The sequence below is a fragment of the Pseudonocardia sediminis genome, from assembly GCF_004217185.1.
In the GTDB taxonomy this organism is placed as follows: Bacteria; Actinomycetota; Actinomycetes; order Mycobacteriales; family Pseudonocardiaceae; genus Pseudonocardia; species Pseudonocardia sediminis.
Window position 1 is genome coordinate 5,548,425 of record NZ_SHKL01000001.1, and the last position, 26,433, is coordinate 5,574,857.

22 protein-coding genes are annotated in these 26,433 nt (G+C 75.9%); 5 read left to right on the forward strand and 17 right to left on the reverse strand.

What is annotated here, in order from left to right; all coding sequences use genetic code 11:
• The first annotated feature begins 80 nt into the window (after positions 1–80).
• Complete coding sequence (locus tag EV383_RS25920; RefSeq protein ID WP_242623318.1) at positions 81–1,676, forward strand: alkaline phosphatase D family protein; 1,596 nt, start codon at positions 81–83, stop codon at positions 1,674–1,676.
• A 145-nt stretch (positions 1,677–1,821) separates the two neighbouring features.
• Positions 1,822–2,778, forward strand: a complete 957-nt coding sequence (locus EV383_RS25925; protein ID WP_130295041.1) for an aldo/keto reductase — start codon at positions 1,822–1,824, stop codon at positions 2,776–2,778.
• A 70-nt stretch (positions 2,779–2,848) separates the two neighbouring features.
• On the opposite strand, the gene rimI is transcribed toward EV383_RS25925, so the two are convergent.
• From rimI to glmS, 8 genes are all read right to left on the reverse strand, one after another.
• Positions 2,849–3,319 carry a ribosomal protein S18-alanine N-acetyltransferase gene (gene rimI / locus EV383_RS25930; RefSeq protein WP_130292343.1) on the reverse strand — a complete coding sequence of 157 codons (471 nt, stop codon included), beginning with the start codon at positions 3,317–3,319 and terminating at the stop codon, positions 2,849–2,851.
• Positions 3,319–4,020, reverse strand: a complete 702-nt coding sequence (gene tsaB / locus EV383_RS25935; protein ID WP_130292344.1) for a tRNA (adenosine(37)-N6)-threonylcarbamoyltransferase complex dimerization subunit type 1 TsaB — start codon at positions 4,018–4,020, stop codon at positions 3,319–3,321. Before tsaB ends, rimI begins: the two co-directional genes overlap by 1 nt.
• 118 nt (positions 4,021–4,138) lie before the next feature.
• Positions 4,139–4,600, reverse strand: a complete 462-nt coding sequence (gene tsaE, locus EV383_RS25940; protein WP_130292345.1) for a tRNA (adenosine(37)-N6)-threonylcarbamoyltransferase complex ATPase subunit type 1 TsaE — start codon at positions 4,598–4,600, stop codon at positions 4,139–4,141.
• A gap of 36 nt (positions 4,601–4,636) precedes the next feature.
• Positions 4,637–5,833, reverse strand: a complete 1,197-nt coding sequence (locus tag EV383_RS25945) for an alpha/beta fold hydrolase (protein WP_130292346.1) — start codon at positions 5,831–5,833, stop codon at positions 4,637–4,639.
• A complete protein-coding gene (gene alr / locus EV383_RS25950) occupies positions 5,827–7,047 on the reverse strand; it encodes an alanine racemase (protein WP_130292347.1) in 1,221 nt (406 codons plus the stop codon). Before alr ends, EV383_RS25945 begins: the two co-directional genes overlap by 7 nt.
• Positions 7,048–7,211: 164 nt before the next feature.
• Positions 7,212–8,690 (reverse strand): NAD(P)H-hydrate dehydratase, encoded by a 1,479-nt coding sequence (locus tag EV383_RS25955; protein WP_130292348.1) that lies wholly within the window; start codon positions 8,688–8,690, stop codon positions 7,212–7,214.
• Positions 8,691–8,780: 90 nt separating this feature from the next.
• On the reverse strand, positions 8,781–9,770 hold the full coding sequence (locus EV383_RS25960; protein ID WP_130292349.1) for an alpha/beta hydrolase: 990 nt from the start codon (positions 9,768–9,770) through the stop codon (positions 8,781–8,783).
• Positions 9,771–10,021: 251 nt separating this feature from the next.
• Positions 10,022–11,902 (reverse strand): glutamine--fructose-6-phosphate transaminase (isomerizing), encoded by a 1,881-nt coding sequence (glmS, locus tag EV383_RS25965; RefSeq protein WP_130292350.1) that lies wholly within the window; start codon positions 11,900–11,902, stop codon positions 10,022–10,024.
• 132 nt (positions 11,903–12,034) lie between these two features.
• Here glmS and EV383_RS25970 point away from each other — a divergent pair, with 132 nt between their 5' ends.
• Positions 12,035–12,862, forward strand: coding sequence for a dienelactone hydrolase family protein (locus EV383_RS25970; protein ID WP_423213702.1), 828 nt, complete (start codon positions 12,035–12,037; stop codon positions 12,860–12,862).
• Between the two features lie 349 nt (positions 12,863–13,211).
• Here the strand turns inward: EV383_RS25970 and EV383_RS25975 are convergent, their stop codons facing one another.
• The 9 genes from EV383_RS25975 to eccCa form a co-directional block, all read right to left on the reverse strand.
• Positions 13,212–13,721: a hypothetical protein gene (locus tag EV383_RS25975; RefSeq protein WP_130292352.1), complete on the reverse strand. Its 510-nt coding sequence runs from the start codon at positions 13,719–13,721 to the stop codon at positions 13,212–13,214.
• Entirely contained in the window at positions 13,718–14,056 is a 339-nt protein-coding gene (locus tag EV383_RS25980) for a hypothetical protein (RefSeq protein WP_130292353.1), read from the reverse strand. The genes EV383_RS25975 and EV383_RS25980 overlap by 4 nt, the downstream gene beginning before the upstream one ends.
• A 144-nt stretch (positions 14,057–14,200) precedes the next feature.
• Positions 14,201–15,535, reverse strand: coding sequence for a phosphoglucosamine mutase (glmM, locus tag EV383_RS25985; RefSeq protein WP_130292354.1), 1,335 nt, complete (start codon positions 15,533–15,535; stop codon positions 14,201–14,203).
• A 12-nt stretch (positions 15,536–15,547) separates the two neighbouring features.
• Positions 15,548–16,144, reverse strand: coding sequence for a 30S ribosomal protein S9 (gene rpsI, locus EV383_RS25990; protein WP_130292355.1), 597 nt, complete (start codon positions 16,142–16,144; stop codon positions 15,548–15,550).
• Positions 16,145–16,176: 32 nt separating this feature from the next.
• A complete protein-coding gene (rplM, locus tag EV383_RS25995) occupies positions 16,177–16,620 on the reverse strand; it encodes a 50S ribosomal protein L13 (RefSeq protein WP_130292356.1) in 444 nt (147 codons plus the stop codon).
• Positions 16,621–16,959: 339 nt separating this feature from the next.
• Entirely contained in the window at positions 16,960–17,256 is a 297-nt protein-coding gene (locus tag EV383_RS26000) for a WXG100 family type VII secretion target (protein WP_130292357.1), read from the reverse strand.
• A gap of 14 nt (positions 17,257–17,270) precedes the next feature.
• The gene (locus EV383_RS26005) at positions 17,271–17,591 is read right to left on the reverse strand and encodes a WXG100 family type VII secretion target (protein WP_130292358.1); all 321 of its coding nucleotides are present in this window, start codon (positions 17,589–17,591) and stop codon (positions 17,271–17,273) included.
• Positions 17,592–17,716: 125 nt separating this feature from the next.
• Positions 17,717–19,240, reverse strand: coding sequence for a type VII secretion-associated protein (locus tag EV383_RS26010; RefSeq protein ID WP_130292359.1), 1,524 nt, complete (start codon positions 19,238–19,240; stop codon positions 17,717–17,719).
• Positions 19,237–23,136 (reverse strand): type VII secretion protein EccCa, encoded by a 3,900-nt coding sequence (gene eccCa / locus EV383_RS26015; protein ID WP_130292360.1) that lies wholly within the window; start codon positions 23,134–23,136, stop codon positions 19,237–19,239. The genes EV383_RS26010 and eccCa overlap by 4 nt, the downstream gene beginning before the upstream one ends.
• Before the next feature lie 170 nt (positions 23,137–23,306).
• Here eccCa and eccD point away from each other — a divergent pair, with 170 nt between their 5' ends.
• Positions 23,307–24,770, forward strand: coding sequence for a type VII secretion integral membrane protein EccD (gene eccD / locus EV383_RS26020; protein ID WP_165438507.1), 1,464 nt, complete (start codon positions 23,307–23,309; stop codon positions 24,768–24,770).
• Positions 24,767–26,401, forward strand: a complete 1,635-nt coding sequence (gene mycP, locus EV383_RS26025) for a type VII secretion-associated serine protease mycosin (RefSeq protein ID WP_130292362.1) — start codon at positions 24,767–24,769, stop codon at positions 26,399–26,401. Before eccD ends, mycP begins: the two co-directional genes overlap by 4 nt.
• The last annotated feature ends 32 nt before the right edge of the window (positions 26,402–26,433 follow it).

Consider the following 26,433-nt stretch of genomic DNA (forward strand, 5'->3'; position numbering starts at 1 on the left):
GGGACGTTCGTCGCCGGGAGTTCACCCGCCCTTCCGGCCGTCGCCACCGTGGACACGTCCGGGCGATATCCGATGTCGGAGTGCCCACCACACGCCGTGACGTCCTGCGCGCCGGACTGACCGCCACCGCCACCCTGACCGCCGCCGGTGCTCTCGGGGGCACCGCGTTCGCCGCCTCCCCCGCCCGGCCCCGACCGGCCGCACCCGGGGAGGTGTTCACCCTCGGTGTGGCCTCCGGCGAGCCGACGCCCACCGGCGTCGTGCTCTGGACCCGGCTGGCCACCGACCCCACCGCCGACGACGGCCTGGGCGGGCTCGGCAACCGGACGACCGACGTCGAGTGGGAGATCGCCCTCGACGAGCGCTTCACCAGGATCCTGCGCCGCGGCCGCACCCGGACCGGCCCGGAGCTGGGGCACAGCGTGCACGTCGAGGTCGGCGGCCTGGCCCCGGGCCGGGAGTACTGGTACCGCTTCCGCGCCGGCTCCGCGCTGTCGCCGCCCGGGCGCACCCGCACCGCGCCGTCGCCGGGTTCGATGGCGCCGCTGGCCATGTGCTTCACCTCCTGCTCGCAGTTCGAGCACGGCTACTTCACCGCCTACCGCCACCTCGCCGAGGAGCGCGCGGACGTCGTGCTGCACCTCGGCGACTACATCTACGAGTACGAGGCCGGCGGCTACGAGGCCCCCGGCGGCAACGTCCGCGACCACGCCGGCCCGGAGACCACCACGCTGGCCGGGTACCGCCAGCGGCACGGGCAGTACCACGCCGACGCCGACCTGCAGGCCGCCCACGCGTCCGCGCCGTGGCTGGTCGTGTTCGACGACCACGAGGTCGAGAACAACTGGGCCGACGACGTCCGCGAGCTCCCGATCGACCCGCCCGGCGACTTCACCGCCCGGCGCACGGCGGCGCTGCGCGCGTACTGGGAGAACATGCCGTTGCGCGCCGCGCAGCGCCCTCGCGGGGCGGACATGCAGCTCTTCCGACGGGTCGGCTTCGGCGGGCTCGTCACGTTCCACATGCTCGACACGCGGCAGTACCGCGGCGACCAGCCCTGCGGTGACGAGTTCCGGACCGACTGCGCCGAGCGCACCGACCCGGCCCGCTCGCTGCCCGGCTCGGCCCAGGAGCGCTGGATCGCCGACGGCTTCGCCCGGTCCCGTGCCCGCTGGGACGTGCTGGGCCAGCAGGTGTTCTTCTCCCAGGTCGACTTCGCCCCGGGCGCCGGACGCGGGTTCAACCCCGACGCGTGGGACGGCTACCCGGGCTCGCGCGACCGCGTCGTCGACTCCTGGACGGCGGCGACGAAGCGTGCCCGCGCCCGCAACCTGGTCGTGCTCACCGGGGACGTGCACGCGCACTGGGGCGCGGACATCAAGGCCCGCTTCGACGACCCGTCGTCGCCGGTGATCGGGACCGAGCTGGTGTCGAGCTCGATCACCTCCGGCGGCGACGGCTCGGAGACGCAGAAGGACACGGCCACGACGCTGGCCGAGAACCCGCACATCCGCTTCTACAACAACCGCCGCGGCTACGTCTCGACCCGCTTCGAGCCGAACCGCCTGACGAGCGAGTTCAAGGTCGTCCCGTACGTGAAGAAGCCGGGCGCCCCGGTCGAGACCCGCGCCCGCTTCGTCACCGAGGACCGCAACCCCGGCCTGAACCCCGCCTGACGCCGGGCCCCGCCGCACGGCGCCGCACGGCCCGGCACTCATGACGCTGCCGTGCCGCGACACGGAACCGATGCCGCACGGGTGCCGGACCCGCGGGCCGGGCGACCCGGCACTCGTGCGGCTCGCGTACCGCTACGAGGGACCGATGGCGCACGAGTGCCGGTGCGGGCCGGTGGGTAGCGTCGTCGGCGTGGCGGATCTGGTGCTCGGGGCGAACGTGTTCGGGTGGACGGCGGACCGGGACGCGTCGTTCGCGGTGCTGGACGCGTTCGTCGAGGCCGGCGGTTCGATGATCGACACCGCGGACTCGTACACGTTCCGCGCGCCGGGCAACTCCGGCGGCGAGTCCGAGACGATCCTCGGCGAGTGGATGGCCGCACGCGGGAACCGGGACGCCGTCGTGCTGGCCACCAAGGTCGGCGCGCTGCCCGGGCGGACGGGGCTGTCCGCGGAGAACATCGCCGCCGCGGCGCGGGACTCGCTGCGGCGGCTGCGGACCGACCGGATCGACCTCTACTGGGCGCACCGCGACGACCCGGACACCGCCCAGGAGGAGACCCTCGACGCGTTCGACGCGCTGGTCCGCGACGGCTCGGTCCGCGCGATCGGGGCGTCGAACTTCTCCGCCGAGCGGATCCGCTCGGCGCTGGAGATCTCCGCGCGGGACTCGCTGACCGCGTTCACCGCCGTGCAGCCGCACTACAACCTGATGGAGCGCGACGGGTTCGAGGCCGCCCTGGCGCCGTTGATCGAGTCCGAGCAGCTGCCGTGCTACCCGTACTACGGCCTGGCCAAGGGGTTCCTGACCGGCAAGTACCGCGCCGACGGTCCGGACCCGGGCAGCCCGCGCGCCGAGGGGGCGCGGGCCTACCTGGACTCCCGGGGGCAGGCGGTGCTGGCCGGGCTCGACGAGATCGCGGCCGGGCACGAGGTGCCCGTCCCGTCGGTCGCGCTGGCCTGGCTGGCCGCGCAACCGGCCGTCACGGCACCGATCGTCAGCGCACGTACCCCGGCCCAGCTCGCGGAGATCCTGCCGATGCGGACCCTCGCCCTGACCCACGACGAGCTCCGCTTCCTGACCTACCTCTCGGCGACGTCCTGAGCACACCGTTGATCAGCGGATCGGCGGCGATACGCGTCAGCGGTGTCGTGGATCGCCGCCGAGGCTGCGATCACGCCGGGTCGCGGCGCATCGTGTAGGCGTCGGCGTTGCTGGGGCGGTAGTAGCGCTTGCGCAGGCCGACGACGGTGAAGCCGGTCGAGGCGTAGAGCGTCTGCGCCGGCTCGTTGTCCGTGCGGACCTCGAGGAACACCGTCGCGTGCATCTCGTCGGCGACGGCCAGCAGCGCGTTCTGCAGGCGGCGGCCGATGCCGTGGCCCTGCCAGGCCGGGTCGACGCCGATCGTGTGCACCTCGGCCTCGGCCTGCGGCGGACCGGCGACGAACGCCAGTCCGGCGTAGCCGACCAGCTCGTGACCGATCCGGGCGGCGAAGTAGGGGTGCCCGATCGCGATCTCGTCGCGGAAGGCCTGCGCGCTCCACGGGTCGTCGCCGGGGAACAGGATCCGTTCCAGCTCCGCGCACCGCGGCGCGTCGGCCCGGTAGAGCGGGCCGAGCGTCACCTCGGGCGACGGCGCGGCCATCAGGCCGTGACCCGCTTGCGCCCCGTCGGCTCGACGGCGTCGGGGCGGCGCAGGTAGAGCGGTTCCAGCGGGGCCGGTTCGCTCCCGGCGAGCAGCACCCCGGCCGCGGCCGCGGCGAGCCCGTCCGGGGGCGGCGACGCGGGGCCGCCGATCTCCAGGCCGAGCCGCTCGGCGAACGCGGCGTCGCCGACGGCCCGTCCCACGAACAGCTCGGTCAGCCGCTCGCGCAGCTCCACCGGGGCCTCCACCGACGGGCCGGTGAGCCGGCGTCCGGCCGGGTCGTAGACGGCCCAGTAGGTCTCGCGACGGCGGGCGTCGGTGGTGACGAGCAGGTTGCCCGGGCTCGCGGCCCGCTCCGACGGCGGGAACTCCCCGGCCGCGGCGAGCGCGATCGCGTCCAGCGAGCACACCCCGTGCACCGGGACCCCGAGCGCGTCACCGAGCGCGGCGGCGCTGACGATCCCGACCCGCAGCCCGGTGAACGGGCCCGGCCCGCACCCCACGACGACGGCCTCGACGTCGGCGAGCGTCACCCCGGCCTCGGCGACGATCTCCAGCACCGCCGGCATCAGCAGCTCGCCGTGCTTGCGCCCGTCGTGGGCCCGCGCGGCGCGGACCGACGGCCACGAGCCGTCGGCGGTCAGGTCGACGAGACCCGCGGTGACCACGGGGGTCGCGGTGTCCAGGGCCAGTACCAGCACACCGGCCAGACTACGAGCGCCCGGCGCGGGTCCGGTCCCCAGGCCCCGCCGCCCGCCGTCCCACCACCGGCCGTGCGCGGAAATCGCTGCCGGGGCGACGGTATCCGCTCACGACCCCTCAGCCGCGGCGGATGGTCGCGATCCGCACGTCGTCGGGGCGGCGTTCGAGGGTGACGTGCACCGACCGGTCGGAGAGACGTTCGGCCACGCCGGTGCCCCACTCCACCGCGACGACGGCGTGCTCGAGGTCGGTGTCGAGGTCCAGGTCGTCCAGCTCGGCCGCGACGTCGGCTCCCTCGGCCAGGCCGAGGCGGTAGGCGTCGACGTGCACCAGCGCCGGTCCCGCGCCCGCCGACGGGTGCTCGCGTGCGATCACGAACGTCGGCGACGTGACCGCGCCGGCCACCCCGAGCCCGCGGGCCAGGCCGCGGACCAGCGCCGTCTTGCCCGCCCCGAGCGGACCGGCGAGCAGGAGCAGGTCACCGGCCCCGAGCTGCCCGCCGAGCTCCTCGCCGAGGCGTTCGGTGTCGTCGACGGTCGGCAGCTCGCGCTCGCCCTCGACGATCCCCGCTGTACTCATGTCCACCTCCACGGGAGGGAGTATGTCGGCGGGTGCTCACGCCCGCTTCTTCGATCGGCGCCCACGGGCACCGCCGCGGCCCTTCGTCGGGGCGTCGGCCCCGGCGGGTGGTTCGGTGCTGCGGCGCGGGCGGCGCAGCCGGAACCGTCCGCTGCGCGAGCGCTCCAGGCTGCGTTCGATCAGGTCGGCGAGCTCGTCGTCGACGCGCTCGGACTGCTCCAGCATCGGCATGTGCCCGACGCCGGTCAGCCGGACCAGGCGCGCGGTCGGCAGCGCGGCCGCGATCACCTCGCTGTGCCGGTACGGGATGATCCGGTCCGCGTCGCCGGCGAGCACGAGCACCTCGCAGCCGGACAGGCCGGGCAGCGCCGCGACCCGGTCGTGCGTGCCGAGGGTGTCGACGAAGTCGGTGAGCGCGCCCACCGCGTTCGAGTCGATCATGGTGTCGACCAGGTCGACCATCCGCGGGTCGACGTGGCGGTCGCCGTAGGCGAACCGCTTGGTGATCGCCCAGATGACGTCGCCGAGCGCCCGGCGCCCGGTCTCCACCAGGCCCGGCTGCCACGCCGCCAGCATCCCGAGCCCGCGGGTCAGCGGGTTGCGCCGGGACAGGAACGTGCCGGGCAGCCCGGACGCCATGTCCCCGGCCGAGGTGGAGATCAGCGCGACGCCGGCCACCCGCTCGTGGAACAGGTCCGGGTTCTGCTCGGCCAGCGCCATCACGGTCATGCCGCCCATCGAGTGCGACACCAGCACCAGCGGTCCCTCCGGCGCGAGCGCCCGGATCACCGCGTCCAGGTCGTGGCCGAGCTGCTCGATCGTGCAGCTGGCCTGCGGGGCCCGCTCGGAGCGGCCGTGGCTGCGCTGGTCGTAGAGCACGAACCGGATCCGCGGCTCGGCCAGCCCGGCCAGGAACGCGCGCTGCTCCTGCCAGGTGCGCCGGTCCAGGGCGAACCCGTGCACGAGGACGACGGTCAGCGCCGGCTTCTCGCCGTCCGGGGTCTCGATCTCCTCGCAGGCGATCCGCACGCCGTCGTCGGCGGTGACCGAGCACTCCTCGCCGAGACCGATCGGCGGTACGCCGCCGTGCTCGGCCATGTCGGTGGCCAGCGCGCGCCGGGCCGTGGCGATCTGGCGCCGGTGCGCGGCCACCCCGAGCCCGACGGCCGCACCGGCCGCGCTCGCGACGCCCCCGGCCACGCCCGCCGCCTGCCATGCCTTGCGGCTCACCATCGCCCGCCCCCGACGTGTCCGGCCGGTGTCCCGGCTCCGTTGTTGTTCGCTCCGGCGCCGGTACCGGTTCCGCGGACCGTGCGCCGGATCCGTCCCCGCATCCCGGTGACGACCTCGTAGTGGATGGTGCCCAGCTCGTCGGCCCACTCCCGCGCCGTCGGCCCGCCGCCCTCGCCGGTGCCGAACAGCTCGACGGTGTCCCCGGTGCGGACGTCGACGTCGCCGCAGTCGACGACGACCTGGTCCATGCAGACCCGGCCGACGACCGGGCGGATCTCCTCGCCGATCCGCACCCGCATCCGGCCGGCGTCGTTCAGCCGTCGCGGGACGCCGTCGGCGTACCCGGCCGGGACCAGCGCCAGCCGCGTCGGCGCGGTGGAGGTCCACTCGTGGCCGTAGGACACCCCGTGCCCGGCCGGAACGGTCTTGACCAGCGCGACCCGGGCCCGCAGCGTCATCGCCGGGCGCAACGGGCTCGCCGACGGCTGCGCGATCGGGTCCAGCCCGTAGACGGCGATGCCCGGGCGGACCAGGTCGAGGTGCAGGTCGGGGCGGGTCATCGTGGCCGCGGAGTTGGCGAGGTGGCGCAGCGGGGTGAACCCGCGCTCGCGGACGTGGCGCCACGCGGCGTCGAGCGCGGCGGCCTGGACGTCCTGCATCGGGTGCGACGGCTCGTCGGCCTGGGCCAGGTGCGACCAGACGGCGACGATCTCGGCCGCACCGGAGGCGACGGCCGTGGCGGCGTCGTCGACCAGACCGGCCCACTCGGCGGGCGGGGCGCCGTTGCGGCCGAGCCCGGTGTCGGCCTTGAGGTGCAGCCGGACCGTCCGCCCGGTCCGGCGGCCCGCGGCCAGCACGGCGGCCAGGTGTTCACGGGAGGAGACCGACAGGTCCACCCCGGCGCCGACGGCCGGGTCGAAGTCCTCGTCCGGCACGTGCAGCCAGCTCAGCACGGGCGCGGTGATCCCGCCGGCACGCAGCGCGGTGGCCTCCTCCAGGGTGGCCACCCCGAGCCAGGTCGCGCCGGAGGACAGGGCCGCGCGGCCGACGTCGACGGCACCGTGGCCGTACCCGTCGGCCTTGACCACGACCATCGTCGCGGCGCCGGAGCGGGCCGCGGTCCCGGACAGCAGCCCGACGTTGTGCCGGACGGCGTCGAGGTCGACGACCGCCTCGGCGCGCGGGGCGACGAGTTCGGGCACGTGCGGAATCATGACATCCGTGAGGCTCCCGACGGAGCCGCAGCGGACCCTGATCATGATCGTCACACGGGAGCACCGGGTGACCAGGTGGTCACGCCGGGTGTGACGGTGGTCTCACGACGGGCGGTGATCGCCTCCCGGCGACCGCCCCCGGGCCGGGCAGGGACCGGGCCGTCTCAGGACCGGGCGGCGCGGACGGCGCGGATCGCCTCCGGGATCGCCGCCTGCATCCGTGACGCCGGGGCCGGGACCGGGGGCAGGCCGTGCTCTCGTGACGCCGTCGTCGCGGCGCGGCCGTGCACGAACGTCGCGCACCCGGCGGCCCACCACGGCTCCAGCCCGGCGGCGAGCAGCGCGCCGAGCACCCCGGTGAGCACGTCCCCGGACCCGGCGGTGGCGGCGAAGGAGTCCGCGGCCGGGTCGATCAGGGCGCGCCCGTCCGGGTCGGCGACGACGGTCGCGTTGCCCTTGAGCAGCACCGTCACCCCCAGGTCGGCGGCGGCCCGGCGGGCGGCGGCGACCCGGTCGGTCCCGACGTCACCGGCGATCCGCGCGAACTCCCCGGCGTGCGGGGTGAGCACGATCGGACGTCCGTGTATCCGCTCGCGCAGGTCGCGGTGCTTCGCGAGCAGCGTGATCGCGTCGGCGTCCACGCACAGCGGCACGTCGAGGTCGAGCACCGCCTCGAACAGGGCCCGGCCCGCGTCACCGGTCCCGATGCCGGGCCCGACGGCCCAGGCCTGGGTGCGCCCGGCGTCGGCGACGGAGCCGGTGGCGACGATCTCCGGCCAGTGCCGCCGGACCTCGTCGGCGGCCGACCCGGCGAAGCGGACCATGCCCGACGTCGACAGCGCGGCCGCGCCCGCGGCCAGCACCGCCGCACCCGGGTAGGTCGCCGACCCGGCGGCGATCCCGACGACACCCTGGCTGTACTTGTCGTCGGCCGGGCCGGGCACCGGCCAGAGCGCGCCGACGTCGGCCTCGGAGAGCAGGTGGGCGTGCGGCTCGGGCAGGTAGGGACCCAGCCCGAAGTCGACGACGTGCACCGGCCCGCACGCCGGTGCGGCGAGCGCGTGCACCGGCTTGCGTGCGCCGAACGTGACGGTGGCGGCGGCCCGGACGTACGGCCCGTCGGTCTCGCCGGTGTCCGCGCCCACCCCGCTGGGCAGGTCGCACGCGATCACCGGCACCCCCGCTCCGGCCGCGTCCGCGACCAGGCCGGCCGCCGGCTCCCGCAGCCCGGGCCGACCGGAGATGCCGACGACGCCGTCCACGACGACGTCGGCCCCGGTGACGGCGTCCCGCGCGGCGTCCGGCGCCGCATCCCGCGCGGGGCCGTCCACGGCGAGGACCCGGCCGCGGGCCCGGCGCAGCGCGGCGAGCCCGGCCGGATGGGCACGGTCCGGGGAGAGCAGCACCGCGGTGACCGACGCGCCGCGGCGGCGCAGCTCGAACCCGGCCCACAGCGCGTCGCCGCCGTTGTCCCCGGCGCCGACCAGCAGCGTCACCCGCCGCCCGTAGGTGTCGCCCAGGAACCGCCGCACGTGCGCCGCGAGGCCCGCCGCCGCCCGGCGCATCAACGCGTCCGGCGCGACGTCGGCCATCATCGCGCCCTCGGCCTCGCGGATCTGATCGGCCGTGAACACACCGTCCATCGCCGTGACGCTAGCCGCCCCCGCGCCCGCCCGCCGCGCACCGCCGCCCTGTCGACACGCGAGCGGACGGCCGATCCGGACCGCCGACGGCTACTGCGCGGCGGGCTCGGCCCCCTCGAAACCGGCGCTCAGGAACGCGGCCGCCTGGGTCATCGCCAGGTCCGCGCCGTCGAGGACCCGGTGGCACCCGAGGAAGCCGTGCATCATCCCCGGGAAGCGGCTCAGCGTGACGTGCACGCGCGCGTCCATCAGCGCCCGCGCGTAGGCCTCACCCTCGTCGCGCAGCACGTCCTGCTCGGCGGTGAACAGCAGCGTGGGCGGCAGGGCGGCGAGTTCGTCGTGGGTCGCGAGCAGCGGCGACAGGCGCGGGTCGCGGCGCTGGCCGTCCTCGGTGGTCTCCTGCGCGACGAACCAGTCGAGCGCGGTCGCCGTCAGCGGCGGGGTGTCGGCCGCGTCGCGCCGCGACGGGCGGTCGCCGTCGGTCAGGTCGGCGAGCGGATAGGCGAGCAGCTGGGCCGACGGGCCGCGCTCACCGGCCAGCGCGAGGGTGCGGCACGCCGCGGTCGCCATCGTCGCGCCGGCGCTGTCGCCGCCGACCGCGACGCGGCCCGGGTCGCCGCCCAGCTCGTCGCCGTGCGCGAGCACCCACCGCAGCGCGGCGACGACGTCGTCGTGCGACGCGGGGAAGGGCGCCTCGGGGGCACGCCGGTAGCCGACCGAGACCGCCAGGCACCCCGCCCGGCGCACCAGCTCCGGCACGATCCCATCGTCGTCGAGGTCGCCGAGCACCCAGCCGCCCCCGTGGACGTAGACAAGGATCGGCAGCGCCTCGGCCCCGCCCGGCGAGGGACGGAGCACGCGGACCTCGACGTCGCCCGCCGGCCCGGGCACGGTGCGGCGCTCGTCGGTGTGCGCGGCGTCGACGGCGGGGTCCTCGCCGCGCCTGCGCAGGATCACGCTCACGGCGTCCGCGAGGCCGGGCGAGTCCCGCGCCTCCTCGAGGCTCGACCGGCCGATCACCGCCGGACCGAGCTCGGCGAGGGCGTCGAGCAGTTCCTGGGCCTGGGCGTTCAGTGGCAACGGGTCTCCTCACACGGACGGGCAGCGACCCACCCGGACTGCCCGCCCGGCGCCGTCCCACACATCCGCCCCCACCCCAGGCCGAGTCCGGCGCCGCCTTCGAGCCGGGCCGATCCGCGACCGCTGGTCGAACTCGCCCGTCCGAGGGGGAGTCGGGCGTCGGTACCGGTCGCCCGCACGACCCACCGGTGGCCGACCCGCCCCGGACCAGCCGACGATCATCGGCCGGGCGCTCCCGGGGTGGCGGGTGCCTACTCGACGGTGACGGACTTGGCCAGGTTGCGGGGCTTGTCCACGTCGTAGCCGCGGGCGCGGGCGATCTCGGCCGCGATCACCTGCAGCGGCACCGTGGCCACCAGCGGCTGCAGCAGCGTGGAGATCGGCGGGAGCTCGAAGAGGTGGTCGGCGAACGGCTTCACCGTCTCGTCACCGGCCTCGGCGAGCACCACCGTGCGGGCGCCGCGGGCCTTGATCTCCTGGATGTTGGACAGCAGCTTGGAGTGCAGCACCGCGCGCCCCTTGGGCGAGGGCATCACGACGATCACCGGCAGGCCGGGCTCGATCAGCGCGATCGGACCGTGCTTGAGCTCGCCCGCGGCGAACGCCTCGGCGTGCATGTAGGCGAGCTCCTTGAGCTTGAGCGCGCCCTCCAGCGCCACCGGGTAGCCGACGTGGCGACCCAGGAACAGCACCGCCTTCGAGTCGGCGAGCAGCTGGCCCAGCGCACGGGCCTCGCCGAGCGACTCCAGCACAGTCTCCACGGCCTTAGGCGCGGCCTCGAGCTCGTGGAACTCGCGGACGACCTCGTCCGGGTACTTGGTGCCGCGGGCCTGGGCCAGCGCCAGGCCGACGAGGTAGTTCGCCGCGACCTGGGCGGTGAACGTCTTCGTCGCCGCGACGCCGATCTCCGGGCCGGCGTGGGTGTAGATGACGGCGTCGGACTCGCGCGGGATCTGCGCGCCGTTGGTGTTGCAGATGGCCAGCACGCGGGCCTTCTGCTCCTTGGCGTGCCGCAGCGCCTCCAGGGTGTCCGCGGTCTCGCCGGACTGGGAGATCGCCACCACCAGCGTGGAGCGGTCGAGCACCGGGTCGCGGTAACGGAACTCGCTGGCCACCTCGATCTCCACCGGGAGCCGGGTCCAGTGCTCGATGGCGTACTTGGCCAGCAGCCCGGAGTGGTACGCGGTGCCGCAGGCGACGACGAAGACCTTGTCGACGTCGCGCAGGTCCTGGTCGGTCAGGCGCTGCTCGTCGAGCACGATCCGGCCGTCCACGAGGTGACCGCGCAGCGTGTCCGCGATCGCGGTCGGCTGCTCCTCGATCTCCTTGAGCATGAAGTAGTCGTGGCCGCCCTTCTCGGCGGCGGCCAGGTCCCAGGTCACCTCGAACGGGCTGACGGCGACCGTCTCGCCCCGGAAGTCGGTGACGTCGTAGCCGTCCCGGGTGATCGTGACGACCTGGTCCTGGCCCAGCTCGACCGCGTCACGGGTGAACTCGATGAACGCGGCGACGTCGGAGGCCAGGAACGTCTCGCCCTCGCCGAGACCGAGGACCAGCGGCGACGACCGGCGCGCGGCGACGATCGTGTCCGGCTCGTCGGCGTGCGTGACGACGAGGGTGAACGCGCCCTCGAGCCGCAGCGCCACCGAGCGGACGCTGGCCGTCAGGTCGCCCTTGGTGGACGGGTCGGCGGCGCGACCGGCGTAGGCCAGGGCCACCAGGTGCGCGGCGATCTCGGAGTCGGTGTCGGACTCGGCCCAGATGTCCTGGGCCTCCAGCTCGGCGCGCAGCGGGAGGTAGTTCTCGATGATGCCGTTGTGCACGACGGCCGTCTTGCCGCCGTCGATGACGCCGCTGCGGTGCGGGTGCGCGTTGCGGTCGGTGGGCGGGCCGTGGGTGGCCCAGCGGGTGTGCCCGATCCCGGCGGTGCCGGTGAAGGTGTCGCGGCCGACCTCGTCGAGGCGCGTCTCCAGGTTCACCAGGGCGCCCGCCTTGCGCTCCACGGCCAGACCGCCCTCGTGCGGGAGCGCGACCCCGGCGGAGTCGTACCCGCGGTACTCCAGCCGGCGCAGGCCCGCGAGGACCACGTCGAGTGCGGGGCGATGACCGACGTAACCGACGATGCCACACATGGGACCCAGCCTAAGGGCGGCATGATCGGCTGATTTCACCGCTGTAGGGCGAGCCGCGGGCGGCGGGGTGTGATCGGCCCCGGTACGGTGCCCGACGTGAGCCGGACCAGCACGTTCACCCGACCTCCGTCGATGAAGGGCGCCAAGGACGCGCTCGGGGTGCTGTCGCGTCCGGGCCCGCACGAGGTCCGGATCGGCGACCTCGGGCTCGTCGGGCTCTCCGGGACGATCTACACCCCGGTCGAGGGCCTCGGCCTGCCCGCCGTCGTGCTCGGCCACGACTGGCTCCAGCCCGCCTCGCGCTATGTCGAGCTGCTGCGCCACCTCGCGACCTGGGGTTTCGTCGCCGCGGCGCCGAACACCCAGCGCGGCCCGGTCCCGAGCATGACGCGGTTCTCCGCCGACCTGCTGACCACGCTCGACGTCGTCTGCGGCGTGCGCCTGGGCGACGGCCGGATCAGCGTCGACGCCCGCCGCACCGCCCTGATGGGGCACGGGATCGGCGCGGGTGCCGCGATGCTCGCCGCCGCCCGCCGGGAGCGCCTCGGTGCCGTGGTGACGCTCGCGCCGTCGAAGATCCAGCCGTCGAACATCGACGCGGCCAAGGAGATCACCGCCCCGACGCTGCACCTCGCGGCGCAGATCGACTCCTGGGCGCCCGCCGCCGGGCACGCCGAACCGCTCACGGAGGCCGGCCTGGAGGCGGGCCGTCCGGTGCAGCTGCGCACCCTGGACAAGGCCGGTCACCTCGGCTTCTGCGCGGGCCGGCACTGGAGCAGCATCCTGTTCCAGAACAAGGCCCAGCCCAAGACCCGCAAGATCACCCGGGCGCTGGTCACCGCGTTCCTGCTCGAGCACCTCTGCGACGAGAGCCGCGCCTCGGTCCTGACCGAGGGCGACGTCCCCGGCGCTCCCCTGGTCGACCCGACGCGGGACGAGGACGAGAACACCGAGGACTGACCCCGGCCCCGGCCGAGCGTCACGCTCCGGCGGCCCGGCCGACCATCTCGTGACCCTCACGACCGCCGACCGTCCACGACCGCGGGACTCGACCAACGAGCGTCACGTTCCGGCGGCCCGATCGACCACCTCGTGACCCCCACGACCGCCGACCGTCCACGCCCCCGGAACTCGACCAACGAGCGTCACGTTCCGGCGGCCGGACCGACCACTACGTGACTCTCGCCGCCCCGACCGGCGGCGGGGGGGTAGGGACAGGTCCAACCGGCCGCCGAACGACGCGTGGTCGCAGCCGCACCGGGCCCCGACAGCAACACCGCGTCACTCGGCACGGCTCGGGCGGTGCGGGTCAGCCGCCGGGCTCGTCCGGCAGTGTCGGCACGACGACGCCGCGCCGCTCGGTCGCGCGTGTGCCGTCGGTCCCGCCGAGCCGGACGCCCGGGAGCGACCATCCCTGCGGGGAGTCGGACGGCGGCCAGGCCCGTGGGTCACCGCGTCGATCGGCGGTCGGTGGCCCGTCCCCCGCATGCCCGCTGACCACAGGACCAGTGACCGCGGACCCGCCGACCGCGTGCCCGGTGACCGCGGACCCGCCGACCCCGTGCCCGGGCTCCGGCGTATCGGCTCCACCGGCGAGCCCCTCGACCACCCGCAGCAGCTCGGCCGCCACACCGGCCTGACGGGCCAGCTCGCGCCCGAGCAGGTCGAGCCGTGCCGCCCAGCCCGCGCCGACGCCGTCACGCCAGGAGACGGCGACCTCGGCGGCCATCGACGCGGTGCCGTCGACGGCGTCGTCGAGAGCCTCCAGCACCGCACGCAGCGCGACGGCATGACGGTCGGCGGGGGCCGGACCGGTCATCGGGGCTCCCGCCTCGGCACCGGGCCGGACGCACGTGTGCCGTCCGGTGCGGCGAGGGCGGTGGAGAACGTGTCGCAGCGGCGGAACCGGTCCGCCGCCGCACGGTCGGCCTCCTCGGCCCCGGCGGCGGACGCCACCGCGGCGTCGGCCAGACCGAGCAGTTCGTCCCGGATCCGGAGCACCGCCTGCCGCACGTCCGCCTGGTCGCGCTCGACCGCGTCCCCGGCGGCCGACGGCAGGGGCGCCGACGCGGCGTCGAGGCGATCGACGATCCGGCGGGCGGTGTGCGCGACGCGGCGCAGACCGTCCGGATGGAGATGCAGCTCCGCCGACATGCCGGTCAGCGTGCCCCGGCACATGATCGCCGGGGCACGGAACCACCCCGCCCGGTCACGATCGCGAACACGCCGGTCGTTGAAGAGGCGACCGCCCAGGACGGAGCCGGGCGCGCCCGCCGGGAGGATCCGGCGGTGTACCCGTCAGCGGACCCCGGCGACGACCTCGGCGAGAGCGTTCGCGGTGGCCTCGGCGGTCTCGGCCGTGGGCGCCTCGACCATCACCCGCACCAGCTGCTCGGTCCCGGACGGACGCAGCAGCACCCGGCCGGTCTCGCCCAGCTCGGACTCGGCCCGGGCCACCGCGTCGGCGACGGCGGACGACGACGCGACGGCCGCCTTGTCCGTCACCGTCACGTTGACCAGCACCTGCGGCAGCGGCACGACGACGCCGGCCAGCTCGGCCAGCGGCTTTCCGGTGCGCGCCATCCGGGACATGATCCGCAGCGCGGTCAGCAGCCCGTCGCCGGTGGTGGCGTGCCCGGGGATCACGACGTGCCCGGACTGCTCGCCGCCGAGGGAGTACCCGCCGTCGCGGAGCTCCTCCAGGACGTAGCGGTCCCCGACCTTCGTGGTCGTGACGGTGATCCCGGCGGAGCGCATGGCCAGGTGCAGGCCCAGGTTGCTCATCACGGTGGCGACGAGCGTGTCGCGGGCCAACTCGCCGTCGTCGTGCATCGCGACGGCCAGCACGGCCATGATCTGGTCGCCGTCCACGACCTGCCCGGCGGCGTCCACGGCCAGGCAGCGGTCGGCGTCGCCGTCGTGCGCGATGCCCAGGTCGGCCCCGTGCTCGACGACGGCGGCCTGCAGCGGCCCGAGGTGGGTCGAGCCCACGCCGTCGTTGATGTTGAGACCGTCCGGGTCGGCGTTGAGCGCGACCACCTCGGCCCCGGCACGCCGGTAGGCCTCGGGCGCCGCGGACGACGCCGCACCGTGCGCGCAGTCGACGACGACCCGCAGGCCGTTCAACGGTTCCGGGATCGTGGCCAGCAGGTGCTCGACGTAGCTCGCCAGACCGTCCGGGTACTCGCGCACCCGCCCGATCGCCGCACCGGTCGGCCGCTCGACGACGGTCTCCAGGCCGCGCTCGATCTCGGCCTCGACGGCGTCGTCCAGCTTGTGGCCGCCGGCGGCGAACAGCTTGATGCCGTTGTCGGGCATCGGGTTGTGCGAGGCGGAGATCATGACGCCGAAGTCGGCGTCGAGCTCCGCGACCAGGTGCGCCACACCGGGGGTGGGCAGCACGCCGGCGCGGATCGCGTCCGCACCGGCCGAGGTGAGGCCCGCGACGACCGCGGCCTCGAGCATCTCACCGCTGGCGCGCGGGTCCCGCCCGACGACGGCCACGGGCCGCCGTCCGGTGTCGCGCGCGAGTGTCCGGGCGGCCGAGGCACAAACACCAACGGCGAACTCCGGAGTGAGGAGCTCGCCGTTGGCCAGGCCCCGGACCCCGTCGGTTCCGAAGAGTCGACGCATCCGGGTATTCGATCAGCGCTTGGAGTACTGGGGCGCCTTGCGGGCCTTCTTGAGGCCGTACTTCTTGCGCTCCACGGCACGGTCGTCACGGGTGAGGAAGCCGGCCTTCTTGAGCGGCGGGCGGTCCTCGGAGTCCAGCTCGACCAGGGCACGGGCGATCGCCAGGCGCAGGGCGCCGGCCTGACCGGAGGTGCCGCCGCCTCGCAGGTTCGCGAAGATGTCGAAGCGCTCGACCTTCTCGACCGTGTTCAGCGGGTCCTTGATCAGCTGCTGGTGCAGCTTGTTCGGGAAGTAGTCCTCGAGGGACTTCCCGTTCAGCGTGAAGTTGCCGGTGCCGGGCAGCAGGCGCACGCGGACGATGGCCTCCTTGCGGCGGCCGACGGTCTGCACCGGGCGGTCGCTGAGCACGGGGGCCTCGGCGGCGAAGGTGTCGGCGTCGAAGTCGGCGTTCTCGCCGATCGAGTAGTCGACGTCGGCGACCTCGTCGCCGATCGGGGCGCTGAGCTCGGACTCGACGGCCTCGGCCTCGACGCCCTCGCTCTCGACGGCGTCGACGACCTCGGCGGGCTCGACGACCTCGTCGGCGGGTCCGGTTTCGGGGCTGGTCACGGGCTGTCCCTCTTCGTTGCTGTCGGCAGTGGTCACTGGGCGACCTGGGTGATCTCGAACGGCGTCGGGTTCTGCGCCGAGTGCGGGTGCGACGGGCCGGCGTAGACCTTCAGCTTCTTGCCCATGGCGCGCCCGAGGCGGTTCTTCGGCAGCATGCCCTTGATGGCCTTCTCGACCAGCCGGTCGGGGTGCGTGTCGATCATCTGACCGACGGAGCGCGACCGGAGACCGCCCGGGTAACCGGAGTGGCGGTAGAGGAACTTGCCCTCCCGCTTGTTGCCGGTGACGGCGACCTTCTCGGCGTTGATGACGACGACGAAGTCGCCGGTGTCCATGTGCGGCGCGTAGGTCGGCTTGTGCTTGCCGCGCAGCAGGGTCGCCGCGTGGGTGGCGAGCCGACCGAGCACCACGTCGTTGGCATCGATCACGTGCCAGGCGCGGTTGATGTCGCCGGGCTTCGGGCTGTACGTGGGCACGGATCTACCTCGTCGTCGTTCTCGGCTGCGGGTGGACGACCTCGTCGGTTACGTCCACTCTGGTGTCACTGTGTTCTTCCGGTATTACCGCGGGCGTCCTGTCGGACTCTCACGGCGTGCGGCGCGGTGGACGCCGGTGACCGGACTCGATCCCGGGTCTCCACCGCAAGCACAACGAGTGTCAAGCGTACCCGCCGATCCCCGGGAGGCTGACGGGCCCCCCATGGGGACGACGCCGGCCCGCGGGCGCCGCTCGTGGGCACCCGGACCTGATCGTCCGAAGTTCCCATCGTACGTCCGCGTCCGCGGGCCGGTCGTCCGGGTGCGGCGGCGCCGCGCTCACGCCCTCCAGCGGGCGGCGTTGGCCTGCTCGGTCTGGCGGTAGTTGTCGTGCGCGGCGCCCAGCGCGGTACCGATCTGGGCGAGCACCTGGGCGAGGTCGTTCGCCGAGGTGTCCCACTTGCGCTGGGTCACCTGGTAGTCCTCGGCGGCCTGACCGCTCCAGGTGGAGACCATCGGGGCGAGGAACTTCTTCAGGTCCTCCAGCTGGGCGCGGATCCGCCCGGCCGTCGCGGCGACGTCGGTCTGCGCGGTGGACAGCGCACTGAAGGTGACCTTGATCTCGGGGCTGCTCATCGTCTCCCTCCCCCTCAGCCCAGCGCCGACGCGATGCCGGACATGGCCTGGGCCTGGTCCTGCTCGCGCTGCTCGTAGCTGGTGCGCGACCCCTGCAGGGCCCCGCCGATGGTGCGCAGGGCCTCGTTGAGCTGCTGCGCGTCGGTGTCCCAGCGCTGCATCAGCCTGACGAACTCGACCGACGCGCGGCCGGTCCAGAGCCCGGCGAGGGGCTCCAGCTTCCCGCGCAGCCCGGCCAGCTCGGCCCGCACGGACTCGTTCACGGCGTCGACGTGCTGGGCCGCCCGTGCCATCTCCTCGGTCGTCGTTCCGAAACCGTCGGCCGTCGGGGCCATCGCGGTCACCTCGTCCTCGTGTCGTGTCCTCGCCGTGCGGCGCGCCCGGCAGCCCGGACGGTCGCAGCGGGCGGGGACACCCGGTGGCCGTTCGGGGAGTTCCGTTCGCGCCTGCGAACCGGTCGTCAGCCGGTCGGGCGCACCGACGCGACGACCGCGGCGCACGCCGGAGCCACGGCGGGCGCGTCCGGGTACCGGCAACCGACGACGAGCTCGTCGGTGCCGGTGAAGAGCACGAACCAGTCCACGGCCGGTCCGGGACCGGCCTGGCGGTAGCGGACGACCGGACGGCCGGCGACGGTGTCGTCGCGGTAGTCGCGCAGGTCCTCCTCGCCCGAGCGGCGCCGGAACTCCGCGGCCAGCTCGGCGCGGGCGCGCTCCGGTTCGACGGCGCTGTCGTAGCCGAGCGGGGTGCGTTCGACGGCGATCAGCTCGACACCGGCCGGGGAGCCGGCACGGGTGAGCAGGGTCCGGCGGCTCTCCGGACGCCCGCCGGTGTGCTCCCACCCGGCGGGCAGCACCGTCGAGTAGCCGTACTGGACGACGAGCGCGGCGCCCGCCGACGGATCGGGCTCCGCCGGTCCGCGACCGGCCATCGTGCCCGCGGCGACGAGGGCGATCCCGAGCGCGGCGGCGACCGGCGCGCCCCGGAGACGGACCCTCCGGCGACGTCGGACGACGGCGATCCCCGGGCCTCCGGCGGGAAGTGCCGGGTCGGCCCAGCGGCTTCGCAGGCCACCGGCCGGCGCTGCCGGGCGTCGACCTCCCGGGACGTCACCACTCGTCCCGGGAGGGACGTCAGGGCTCCTGTGAGCCCCCGGAACAGCCGTGACGTCCCGCTCGGCGTCCCGGCCCGGATCGTCGAGACCGACGGCGCCGAGGACGGCCGCGGCCTCCGGGGTCCCGGCGACGCGCACCGGGACCGCCACGGCGTCGTCGAGCGTCGCGGCCAGGAGCGGGGTCCGGGCGAGCCCACCGGCGAGCACCACCTCGGCCGCACCGGACCGTCGCACGGTCTCGGCGACGGCGGCGGACAGCTCGGCGAGGGCGGGCCGGAGCACCTCCCGGCACCGTTCGGCGTCGCAGCGTCCCCCGCCGGGCAGGACGACCTCGGTACGCCACGACAGCGACTCGCGCACCGGCCGGGTGAGCACCGGGGTCAGTCCGAGAGCCGTACCGAGCACGGCGTCGAGCCGGTCGCCGCCGACGTCCACCCGTCGCGGAGGCAGCACCCGCTCCCCCACGACGACCGTCAGGTCGGTCCCCGAGGCACCCGCATCGACGACGAGACGGGGCGGGCCCGGCGACGGACGAGCCGAGTCCGGCGACGCGCTGCTGCCTCCGGCGAGGGGGCGGGGTGCGGCGTCCCGGAGCCCGGCGAGGACGGCGAGCGGGGCGGGGACCGGGCGCACCGTCGTCGCCCACGGCCGGAGCTGCTCGGCCGACGCCGCGACCTCCTCCGGCCCCTGCCCCGGCGGGTGCACGAGCACGACGAGGGGCACCGGTGCGTCCCCGTACAGCGCCTCCAGCGCGGCGGCGGGCGCGGTCCCGGCCGGCAGCGTCGCGACGACCTCGGGACGCCCGTCGGGCCCGTGCGCGGCCAGCCGCGTCGCCGACACCCCCGCCTGCACCGCGACCACCGGCGTCACGACAGGTCCGGTTCCAGCCACGCGAGCTGCACCCGCCGCGCCCCGCGCCGGCGGTCCACCAGCACTGAGCGCCCTGGTGGCAGCGGGGACGGCTTCACCGACTCCACCAGCGCGCCCTCGTCCGGGCTCCCGCTGCCGACCAGACCGGGCGCGCCCAGCTCGCGCAACCGCCCCAGGACGGGGTCGAACAGCGACCGCCCGGCGCCGCCGCTGCGCCGGGTCAGCACCACGTGCAGCCCGACGTCCTTGGCCTGCGGCAGGTACTCGGTCAGGGCCAGCAGCGGGTGCGGCGAGCCCGACCCGGTAGGAGCGACGAGGTCGTAGTCGTCGACGAGCAGCCACACGTCCGGTCCGCTCCACCAGGACCGTTCGCGCAGCCGGCGCGGGGTGACGTCCGGTCCGGGCATCCGCCGCCCGAGCGAGCCGGCGATCTCCGTCGCCGCCTCCGCGGTGGCCGCGGCGGTGCTCGCGTAGCCGATCAGGTGCGAGTCCGGGACGGCGCCGAGCAGGCCGCGCCGGTGGTCGACGACGACGATCCGCGCCTGATCCGGGGTGAACCGCTCGCAGATCCCGCGGGCCAGGGTCCGCAGCAGCGTGGTCTTGCCGCTCTCGGCGTCGGCGAAGCAGAGCAGGTGCGGCTCGTCCGGGTCGAGCTCGACGGTCGCGAGGCGGTCCTCGTCGACACCGATCGGGATCCCGTGGCCGGGCCCGGGCGGCAGCTCCTCGACGGTGATCCTCTCCGGCAGCAGCCGCACCGCGGGGACTCCGGGCCCGTCCCACGCGGCGGCGACGGTCCGCAGCGCGGCGGCGGGGTCGCCGTCGTCGAGGGCGGGCGCGGCGATGACGGCGGGCTCGGCATCGGGTGCCAGCCCGTGCCCGGGACGTGACGGCACCGCGGCTGCGCGGCGGCGGTCGATCTCGGAGTCCGACGGCTCCCCCAGGCGCAGCTCGATCCGGCTGCCGAGCAGGTCCTTCACACCCGACCGGATCTCGGTCCACCGCCCGGCCGCGACCGCCAGGTGCACGCCGTAGGACAGGCCGTGCCCGGCCAGGGCGGTCAGCCGGTCCTCGGTGTCGGCGAACTCGGTGCGCAGCGTGAGGTAGCCGTCGACGACGAGCAGCAGGTCGGTGGCCGGCTCGTCGGCGAACTCCCCGGCCACGCGCCGGGCCCGGAACTCCTCCACCGACCCGACGCCGGCGTCGCGGAAGACCCGCTCGCGCCGGTCCAGCACGGCGGCGAACTCGGCCAGCGTGCGGCGCACCAGGTCCGGCTGCTGGCGGTCGGCGACGGTGCCGACGTGCGGCAGTGCGGCCAGCGGCCCGAGCGCGCCGCCGCCGAAGTCGAGGACGTGCATCCCCAGCTCGTGCGGGGTGTGGGTCAGGGCGAGGGCGAGCACCACCGTGCGCAGCGCCGTCGACTTGCCCGCCCGCGGACCGCCGACGACGGCCAGGTGCCCGGCCGCGCCGGACAGGTCGAGCACCAGCGGGTCGCGTCGCTGCAGGTAGGGGCGGTCGACCAGCCCGATCGGGGCGGACAGGCGCCCGACCGGGCCGGACGCGCCGAGCCCGCGGCCGGGCACCGGCGTCACGGCTCCGAGCACCTCGGTCAGCACCGGCGGGACGTCCAGCGGTGGCAGCCACACCCGGTGCGCCCGCGGCCCGGGCCCGCTCACCGCGGCGACCACGAGCTCCAGCACCGACGGCGTGGCGGGAGCGGGGACCTCCGGGGTGACCGGTCCGGGTGCCGTGCGCGGCGCGGGGAGGTCCGGGACCGGCCGCGCGGAGAACGGGCGGGCGCGACGGCGCACGACCCGTCCGGCGGCCGCGACCGGTGTCGCCGCCGGTGGCGGGCCGGAGACGTAGGCCGCGCGCAGGCGCAGCAGCTCGTCGGTCCCGGCGGAGAGGAACGCCGCGCCGGGCGTCGGCGGGAGCTGATGGGCGTCCGGCACGCCGAGCACCGCGCGCGACTCCGCGGCGGAGAACGTGCGCAGCGCGATCCGGTAGGACAGGTGCGACTCCAGCCCGCGCAGCCGTCCCTCGTCCAGGCGCTGCGACGCGAGCAGCAGGTGCAGCCCGAGCGAGCGGCCGAGCCGGCCGATCGTGACCATCAGGTCGATCATCTCCGGACGCTGGGCGAGCAGCTCGGAGAACTCGTCGACGACGATCAGCAACGCCGGCAACGGCGCCAGGTCCGCCCCACCGCGGCGGGCGGCCTCGTAGTCCGCCGCGCCGACGAAGTTCCCCGCCGCGCGCAGCAGCTCCTGACGCCGGGTGATCTCACCGGCGATCGCGTCGCCCATGCGGTCGACCAGCGTCAGCTCGTCGGCCAGGTTCGTGATCACGGCGGAGACGTGCGGCAGGTCGGCGAACCCGAGGAACGTCGCGCCGCCCTTGAAGTCGACGAGGACGAGGTTCAGCTCGTCCGCGGAGTGCGTGGCGACCAGGCCCAGGACGAGCGTGCGCAGCAGCTCGGACTTGCCGGAACCGGTGGCCCCGATGCACAGCCCGTGGGGTCCGGCGCCGCCCTGCGCGGACTCCTTGAGGTCGAGCAGCACCGGCCGTCCGGACGCGTCGGTACCGAGCGGGACGCGCAGCCGGTCGGCGTCGCTGTGCCGCCGCCGCGCCCGCAGCGCGGCGACGCGGTCGGCGGACAGGCCGTCGAGACCGATCAGATCCGGCAGCCCCGACGGGCCGGTGGGAGCGTCGTCGTCGGCGCCGTCGAGGGCCTCGGTGGGCCGGTACCGGGCCAGGCGCCGGGCCAGCGCGCGGGCCTCGGCGACGGTGAACGCGTCCGGGCGTCCGAGCCGCGCCCCCGCGCCGCCCGCCCGGGACAGGACGTCCGCACCGACCGCCAGCCGCACCACCGACGGCGCCGCGCGTCGCCCCTGCGCCGCCCCGACCCGCAGCACCGTCACCCCCGGTACGCCCGCCCACGGGCCCGGCCCGGTGCCCTCGCCGTCGGCGACGACGAGCAGGTGCCGCTGCCCGGCGACGGCCTCGCCGACCCACCACCGCCGCACCTCGTCGGGGTCGCCGGTGAGCATCCGCAGCGGCCCGACCGCGTCGGTCAGGCGCGGGTGCGCGGCGTGCGGGAGCCACTTCGCCCACTCCCAGTGCACCGTCGCCTCCCCCGACGCGACGACGGCGAGCTGCGCGTCGGCGGGGCTGTGCCACAGCACGTACTGGGCCACCATCGACCGGGCCAGCGCGCGCGCCGGACCCAGGTCACCATCGGAGTCGGACGCCGGCTCCAGCCAGACCGTCGAGCTGGCCCGGGTGTCCACTGCGACCGGCAGGTCGGCGACCAGCGAGTGCCGGCGCAGGAACTGCCGCAGCGCGAGCGCGGAGATCGGCTCCAGGCTCTCCACCGGCCCGGTCTGCGGCGCGGTCAGCCGGGTGGCCAGGCGCTGCGGCCCGACGCCGACGCGCAGCTGCCCGAAGTCGGTGTCGGACGCGCGGCGTTCCCAGAGCCGTCCCGCGGCCAGCACCGCGGGCCACGCCGCCGGGTCGGGGTGCACCGTCTCCAGCGCCTCGCGCTGCTCGCGGGAGATCTCCCCGACGCGCTGCGCGAGCACGTCGAGGTAGCGCAGGTAGTCGCGGCGGTCCTCGTCCATCGTCGCGGTGCGCGCACCGGCACCGCGCCCGCCTCCCCCGCTCGCGAGCATCCCGAGCGCGGAGATCGCGAACATGCCGCCGAACATCCACGACGTCGGTTCCTCCGGGCGCATCAGCACGAAGCCGACGGAGCCGAACACCATCACCAGCGGCAGCAGACGGCCGATCAGTCCACTGGGGACGACGCGTTCCGGTTCCGGCGGCGGCTCCATCACCAGCTCCCCGCCGGGCGCGCGCGGGACGGTGCGACGGGGCCTGCGCACCCCGACCGTGCTGCTCATGGTGCTCCTGACGTCGGAGAAGCGTTCTCCCGCACCGCGTCACGAGTTCCGCCGAACGCCCTCGGGAGGTGGGCCGATGTGCCGATACTGGCAGCCGCCCCGGGCTCCCCGGGGCCGTTTCGCGAAACCCCCGACGCCCCTCTCCGACGCCTCCTCAGGAGCCGAGTGCCGTGCCCGAACAGCAGCTCACCCACGCCCCGTCGCCCGCCGTGCCGCCTGCTGCGTCGCCCGCGCCGGCCGGCCTCTGGGCCCGGGTCGGCGTGATCACCCCGCGGGGACGGGTGGACCTCGCGCTGCCGGCCGACGTACCGGTCGCCGAGCTCGTCCCGATGGTGCTGGAGCTGATCGCCGAGCCCGGCCGGGGCACGGGGGTCCCGGAGCCGTGGCGGTTCAGCGGACCGGCCGGCGGGCCGCTGCCGACCGAGGCGACGCTGGCCGGGCTCGGTGTGCTCGACGGCGAGCTGCTGCACCTGGGACCGCGCCGCGCACCGCTGCCGCTGCCGGTGTTCGACGACCCCGCCGACGCCCTCGCGGCGTCGGTGCGCGAGTCCGCCGGCGGCGACCCGGCGGCGCGCTGGGCCGCGCCCCTGGCCGCGCTGGCGGTGGTGACCGCGGCGTCGGCGGTCCTGGCCACGGTCCGCGGCGTCCCCGGTATCGGGGTGACGGCGATGGTTGCGGCGGTGGGGATCGCCGTCCTCGGTGCGGGTGCGGCACTGCTGCAGTGCGCGCGGACGTCGTCCGCGGCCGACCCCGACGGCGACCCCGATGGCGACCCCGATGGCGATGAGGTCCGGTTCGACGCGCAGGCCGCCGCGCTGGCCGCCGTCCCGCCCGCCGCCGCGGCCGGTCTGCTGGCGCTGCCCGCGCCGTGGGGTGCCGGGCACGTTCTGATCGCCGCCGCGGCGGCGGGCCTGGCCGCGGTGTGCGGGCAGGCGATCCTGCGGGTGGTCAGTGCACCGCTGCTGGGGGTCGCGGTCGCCGCGCCGGTGATCGCGGCCGCGGCGGTCGCCCGGCTCGTGCTCGACGCTCCCGTCCCGGCGGTCGCGGCCGGGCTGACCGCCGTCGCCCTCGCGGTCGGACCGCTGCTGCCGCGGATCGCGCTGCGCCTGGGCGGCGTCCCGGACCCGGCCGTGCCCACCGACCTCGACGAGATCTCCCGCGCCGACACCCCCGCGCTGACCGGCCCGGAGATGGCGGAGCGGGCGGCGCTGGCCCGCGGGCTGTTCGCCGGACTCTCCGCACCGGCCGCGCTGCTGGCGGCCGGGGGCGCCGTCGTCGCCGCGGCCGGCGGAGGGTGGACGGGGCCGGTGCTCGTCGCGGTGACGGTCGCGGTGCTGCTGCTGCGCGCCCGGGCGTTCGCCGAGGCCGCTCCCGCGCGGGTGCTCGGCACGGCCGCGGTCCTGGCGACGGTCGGGGCGGCCGTCCCGGTCGCGCTGGCCCAGGGCGCGATCGGACGCATGCTGGTCGCCGCCGGACTCGGCGTCGTCGTACTGGTCGCGGCGCGCACCGCCACCACGACGATGTCGCCGGTCGGACGGCGGACGCTGGACATCCTGGAGCTGGTCCTGACCGCGGCCGCGATCCCCGCGGCACTGGCCGCGATGGGCCTGTTCGCCCTGGTGCGCGGCGCATGAGCGGCCGCCGCGCCGGGCGGTTCACGCTCACCGCGGCCGGTGTCGCGCTGGCACTCGCCCCCGCGCTCACCGTCGGACCCGCCGTCACCCCTGCGCTCGCCGTCACCCCTGCGCCCGCCGTCGCCCCTGCGCCGGCCGCCACCCCTGCGTCGGCCGTCGCCCCCGCGCAGGCCGTCGGCTCGGCGGGCGTCCCCACGACGGCCGTCGACCCCGGGGTCGCTTCGGCCGCGGTCGTCCGCCCGGCGTCCTCCTCGACCTCGCCTACGGCGCTCGCACCCGCGACAACCGCGTCACCGTCCGCGTCTCGGCCCCTGCGGCCGACCGCCGCCGACCCCGGCCCGGACGCCCCCGGACCGGCGGCCGGACTGACCCAGCGTGTCGAGTGCACCGCGTCCTCCGGCACGTCACCGGCGTCGGCCGTGCGCGGTTCCGACCCCCTGGCCGCGGTGCACCGTCTCGCCGACGGCGACGGGCAGCGCGTCGCCGTGATCGACACCGGGGTGTCGCCGCACCCCCGTCTGGACGGACGTCTGATCGGCGGCGGCGACTACCTCGCCGGCGGCGACGGTCTCGACGACTGCGACGGCCACGGCACCGAGGTCGCCGGCCTGATCGCCGCGGTACCGGATCCCGTCACCCGCACCGGCTCCGGCGTCGCGCCGCGCGCGCAGGTCCTCTCGCTGCGCCAGTCCAGCTCCCGGTTCACCGTGACCGGCCCGGACGGCCGCGACCGCCCGGCCGGGGAGATCGGCACCCTCGCCGACGCGATCACCCGCGCGGTGGCGCTGCGCGCGACCGTCGTCAACATCTCCGAGGTGGTCTGCGTGCCGCAGGCGCAGGCCGACTCCGCCGGGGCACCGCTGCGGGCCGCGGTCCGCGCCGCGAGCGAGGCCGGGGTGGTGGTCGTCGCGGCGGCCGGGAACGTCGACCCGTCCGGCACCTGCACCGGCGCCGCCGGCCTGCGCCCGATGCCCGCGCTGTTCGACGACGTCATCGCCGTCGCCGCCGTGGACGGCGACGACCGGGTCGCCCCGTTCAGCGTGCCCGGGCCCTGGGTCGACGTCGCCGCGCCCGGCGTCGCCGTCGCCTCGCTGAGCGTGGGTGGCGGGGCGACCGGGCCCGTCCTGAACGGGACGTCCTACGCCGCTCCGGTCGTCGCCGGGGTGGCGGCGCTGCTGCGCCAGCGTTTCCCGAGCCTGACCCCGGACCAGGTCGCCGACCGGATCCGGGCCACCGCCCGCCATCCCGCGGCCGGACGCGACCCCCGCGTCGGCTACGGCGTGCTCGACCCGCTGGCCGCCCTGACCGCCGAGCCGCTGCTGCTGAGCCCGTCGCAGGACCCGGCCGGCGGCTCGGTCACCGGGCCGCGCACCGGCACCGGACCCGACGTCGCCTCCCGCGCCGGGACCGGCACCCTCCTGCCCGGGCTCGGGCAGCGCCGCCCGGACCACACGGTCGCCCTGAGCACCGGGATCGCCGCGGCCCTCGTCCTGCTCGGAGCGGTGTCGGCGCTGCTCCGGCGCCTCCGCCGCGAGACCGGGCGCGCCCGCACAGACCGACGCCCCGGCCCGGCTGACCACCCGGACCACCGGCGGCCCGAGCACACACCGGAACCGCTCGCCCGCCGCTGACACCCCGTGCGCGGAAACCGTCGCTCCAGCAG

Coding starts and splice junctions, on each gene's coding strand:
- EV383_RS25925 (WP_130295041.1), top strand. CDS start 1,822: ATGGCGCACGAGTGCCGGTGCGGGCCGGTGGGTAGCGTCGTCGGCGTG.
- rimI (WP_130292343.1), bottom strand. CDS start 3,319: ATGGCCGCGCCGTCGCCCGAGGTGACGCTCGGCCCGCTCTACCGGGCC.
- tsaE (WP_130292345.1), bottom strand. CDS start 4,600: ATGAGTACAGCGGGGATCGTCGAGGGCGAGCGCGAGCTGCCGACCGTC.
- EV383_RS25945 (WP_130292346.1), bottom strand. CDS start 5,833: ATGGTGAGCCGCAAGGCATGGCAGGCGGCGGGCGTGGCCGGGGGCGTC.
- alr (WP_130292347.1), bottom strand. CDS start 7,047: ATGATTCCGCACGTGCCCGAACTCGTCGCCCCGCGCGCCGAGGCGGTC.
- EV383_RS25955 (WP_130292348.1), bottom strand. CDS start 8,690: ATGGACGGTGTGTTCACGGCCGATCAGATCCGCGAGGCCGAGGGCGCG.
- glmS (WP_130292350.1), bottom strand. CDS start 11,902: ATGTGTGGCATCGTCGGTTACGTCGGTCATCGCCCCGCACTCGACGTG.
- EV383_RS25970 (WP_423213702.1), top strand. CDS start 12,035: ATGAAGGGCGCCAAGGACGCGCTCGGGGTGCTGTCGCGTCCGGGCCCG.
- EV383_RS25975 (WP_130292352.1), bottom strand. CDS start 13,721: ATGACCGGTCCGGCCCCCGCCGACCGTCATGCCGTCGCGCTGCGTGCG.
- EV383_RS25980 (WP_130292353.1), bottom strand. CDS start 14,056: ATGTCGGCGGAGCTGCATCTCCATCCGGACGGTCTGCGCCGCGTCGCG.
- glmM (WP_130292354.1), bottom strand. CDS start 15,535: ATGCGTCGACTCTTCGGAACCGACGGGGTCCGGGGCCTGGCCAACGGC.
- EV383_RS26000 (WP_130292357.1), bottom strand. CDS start 17,256: ATGAGCAGCCCCGAGATCAAGGTCACCTTCAGTGCGCTGTCCACCGCG.
- EV383_RS26005 (WP_130292358.1), bottom strand. CDS start 17,591: ATGGCCCCGACGGCCGACGGTTTCGGAACGACGACCGAGGAGATGGCA.
- eccCa (WP_130292360.1), bottom strand. CDS start 23,136: ATGAGCAGCACGGTCGGGGTGCGCAGGCCCCGTCGCACCGTCCCGCGC.
- mycP (WP_130292362.1), top strand. CDS start 24,767: ATGAGCGGCCGCCGCGCCGGGCGGTTCACGCTCACCGCGGCCGGTGTC.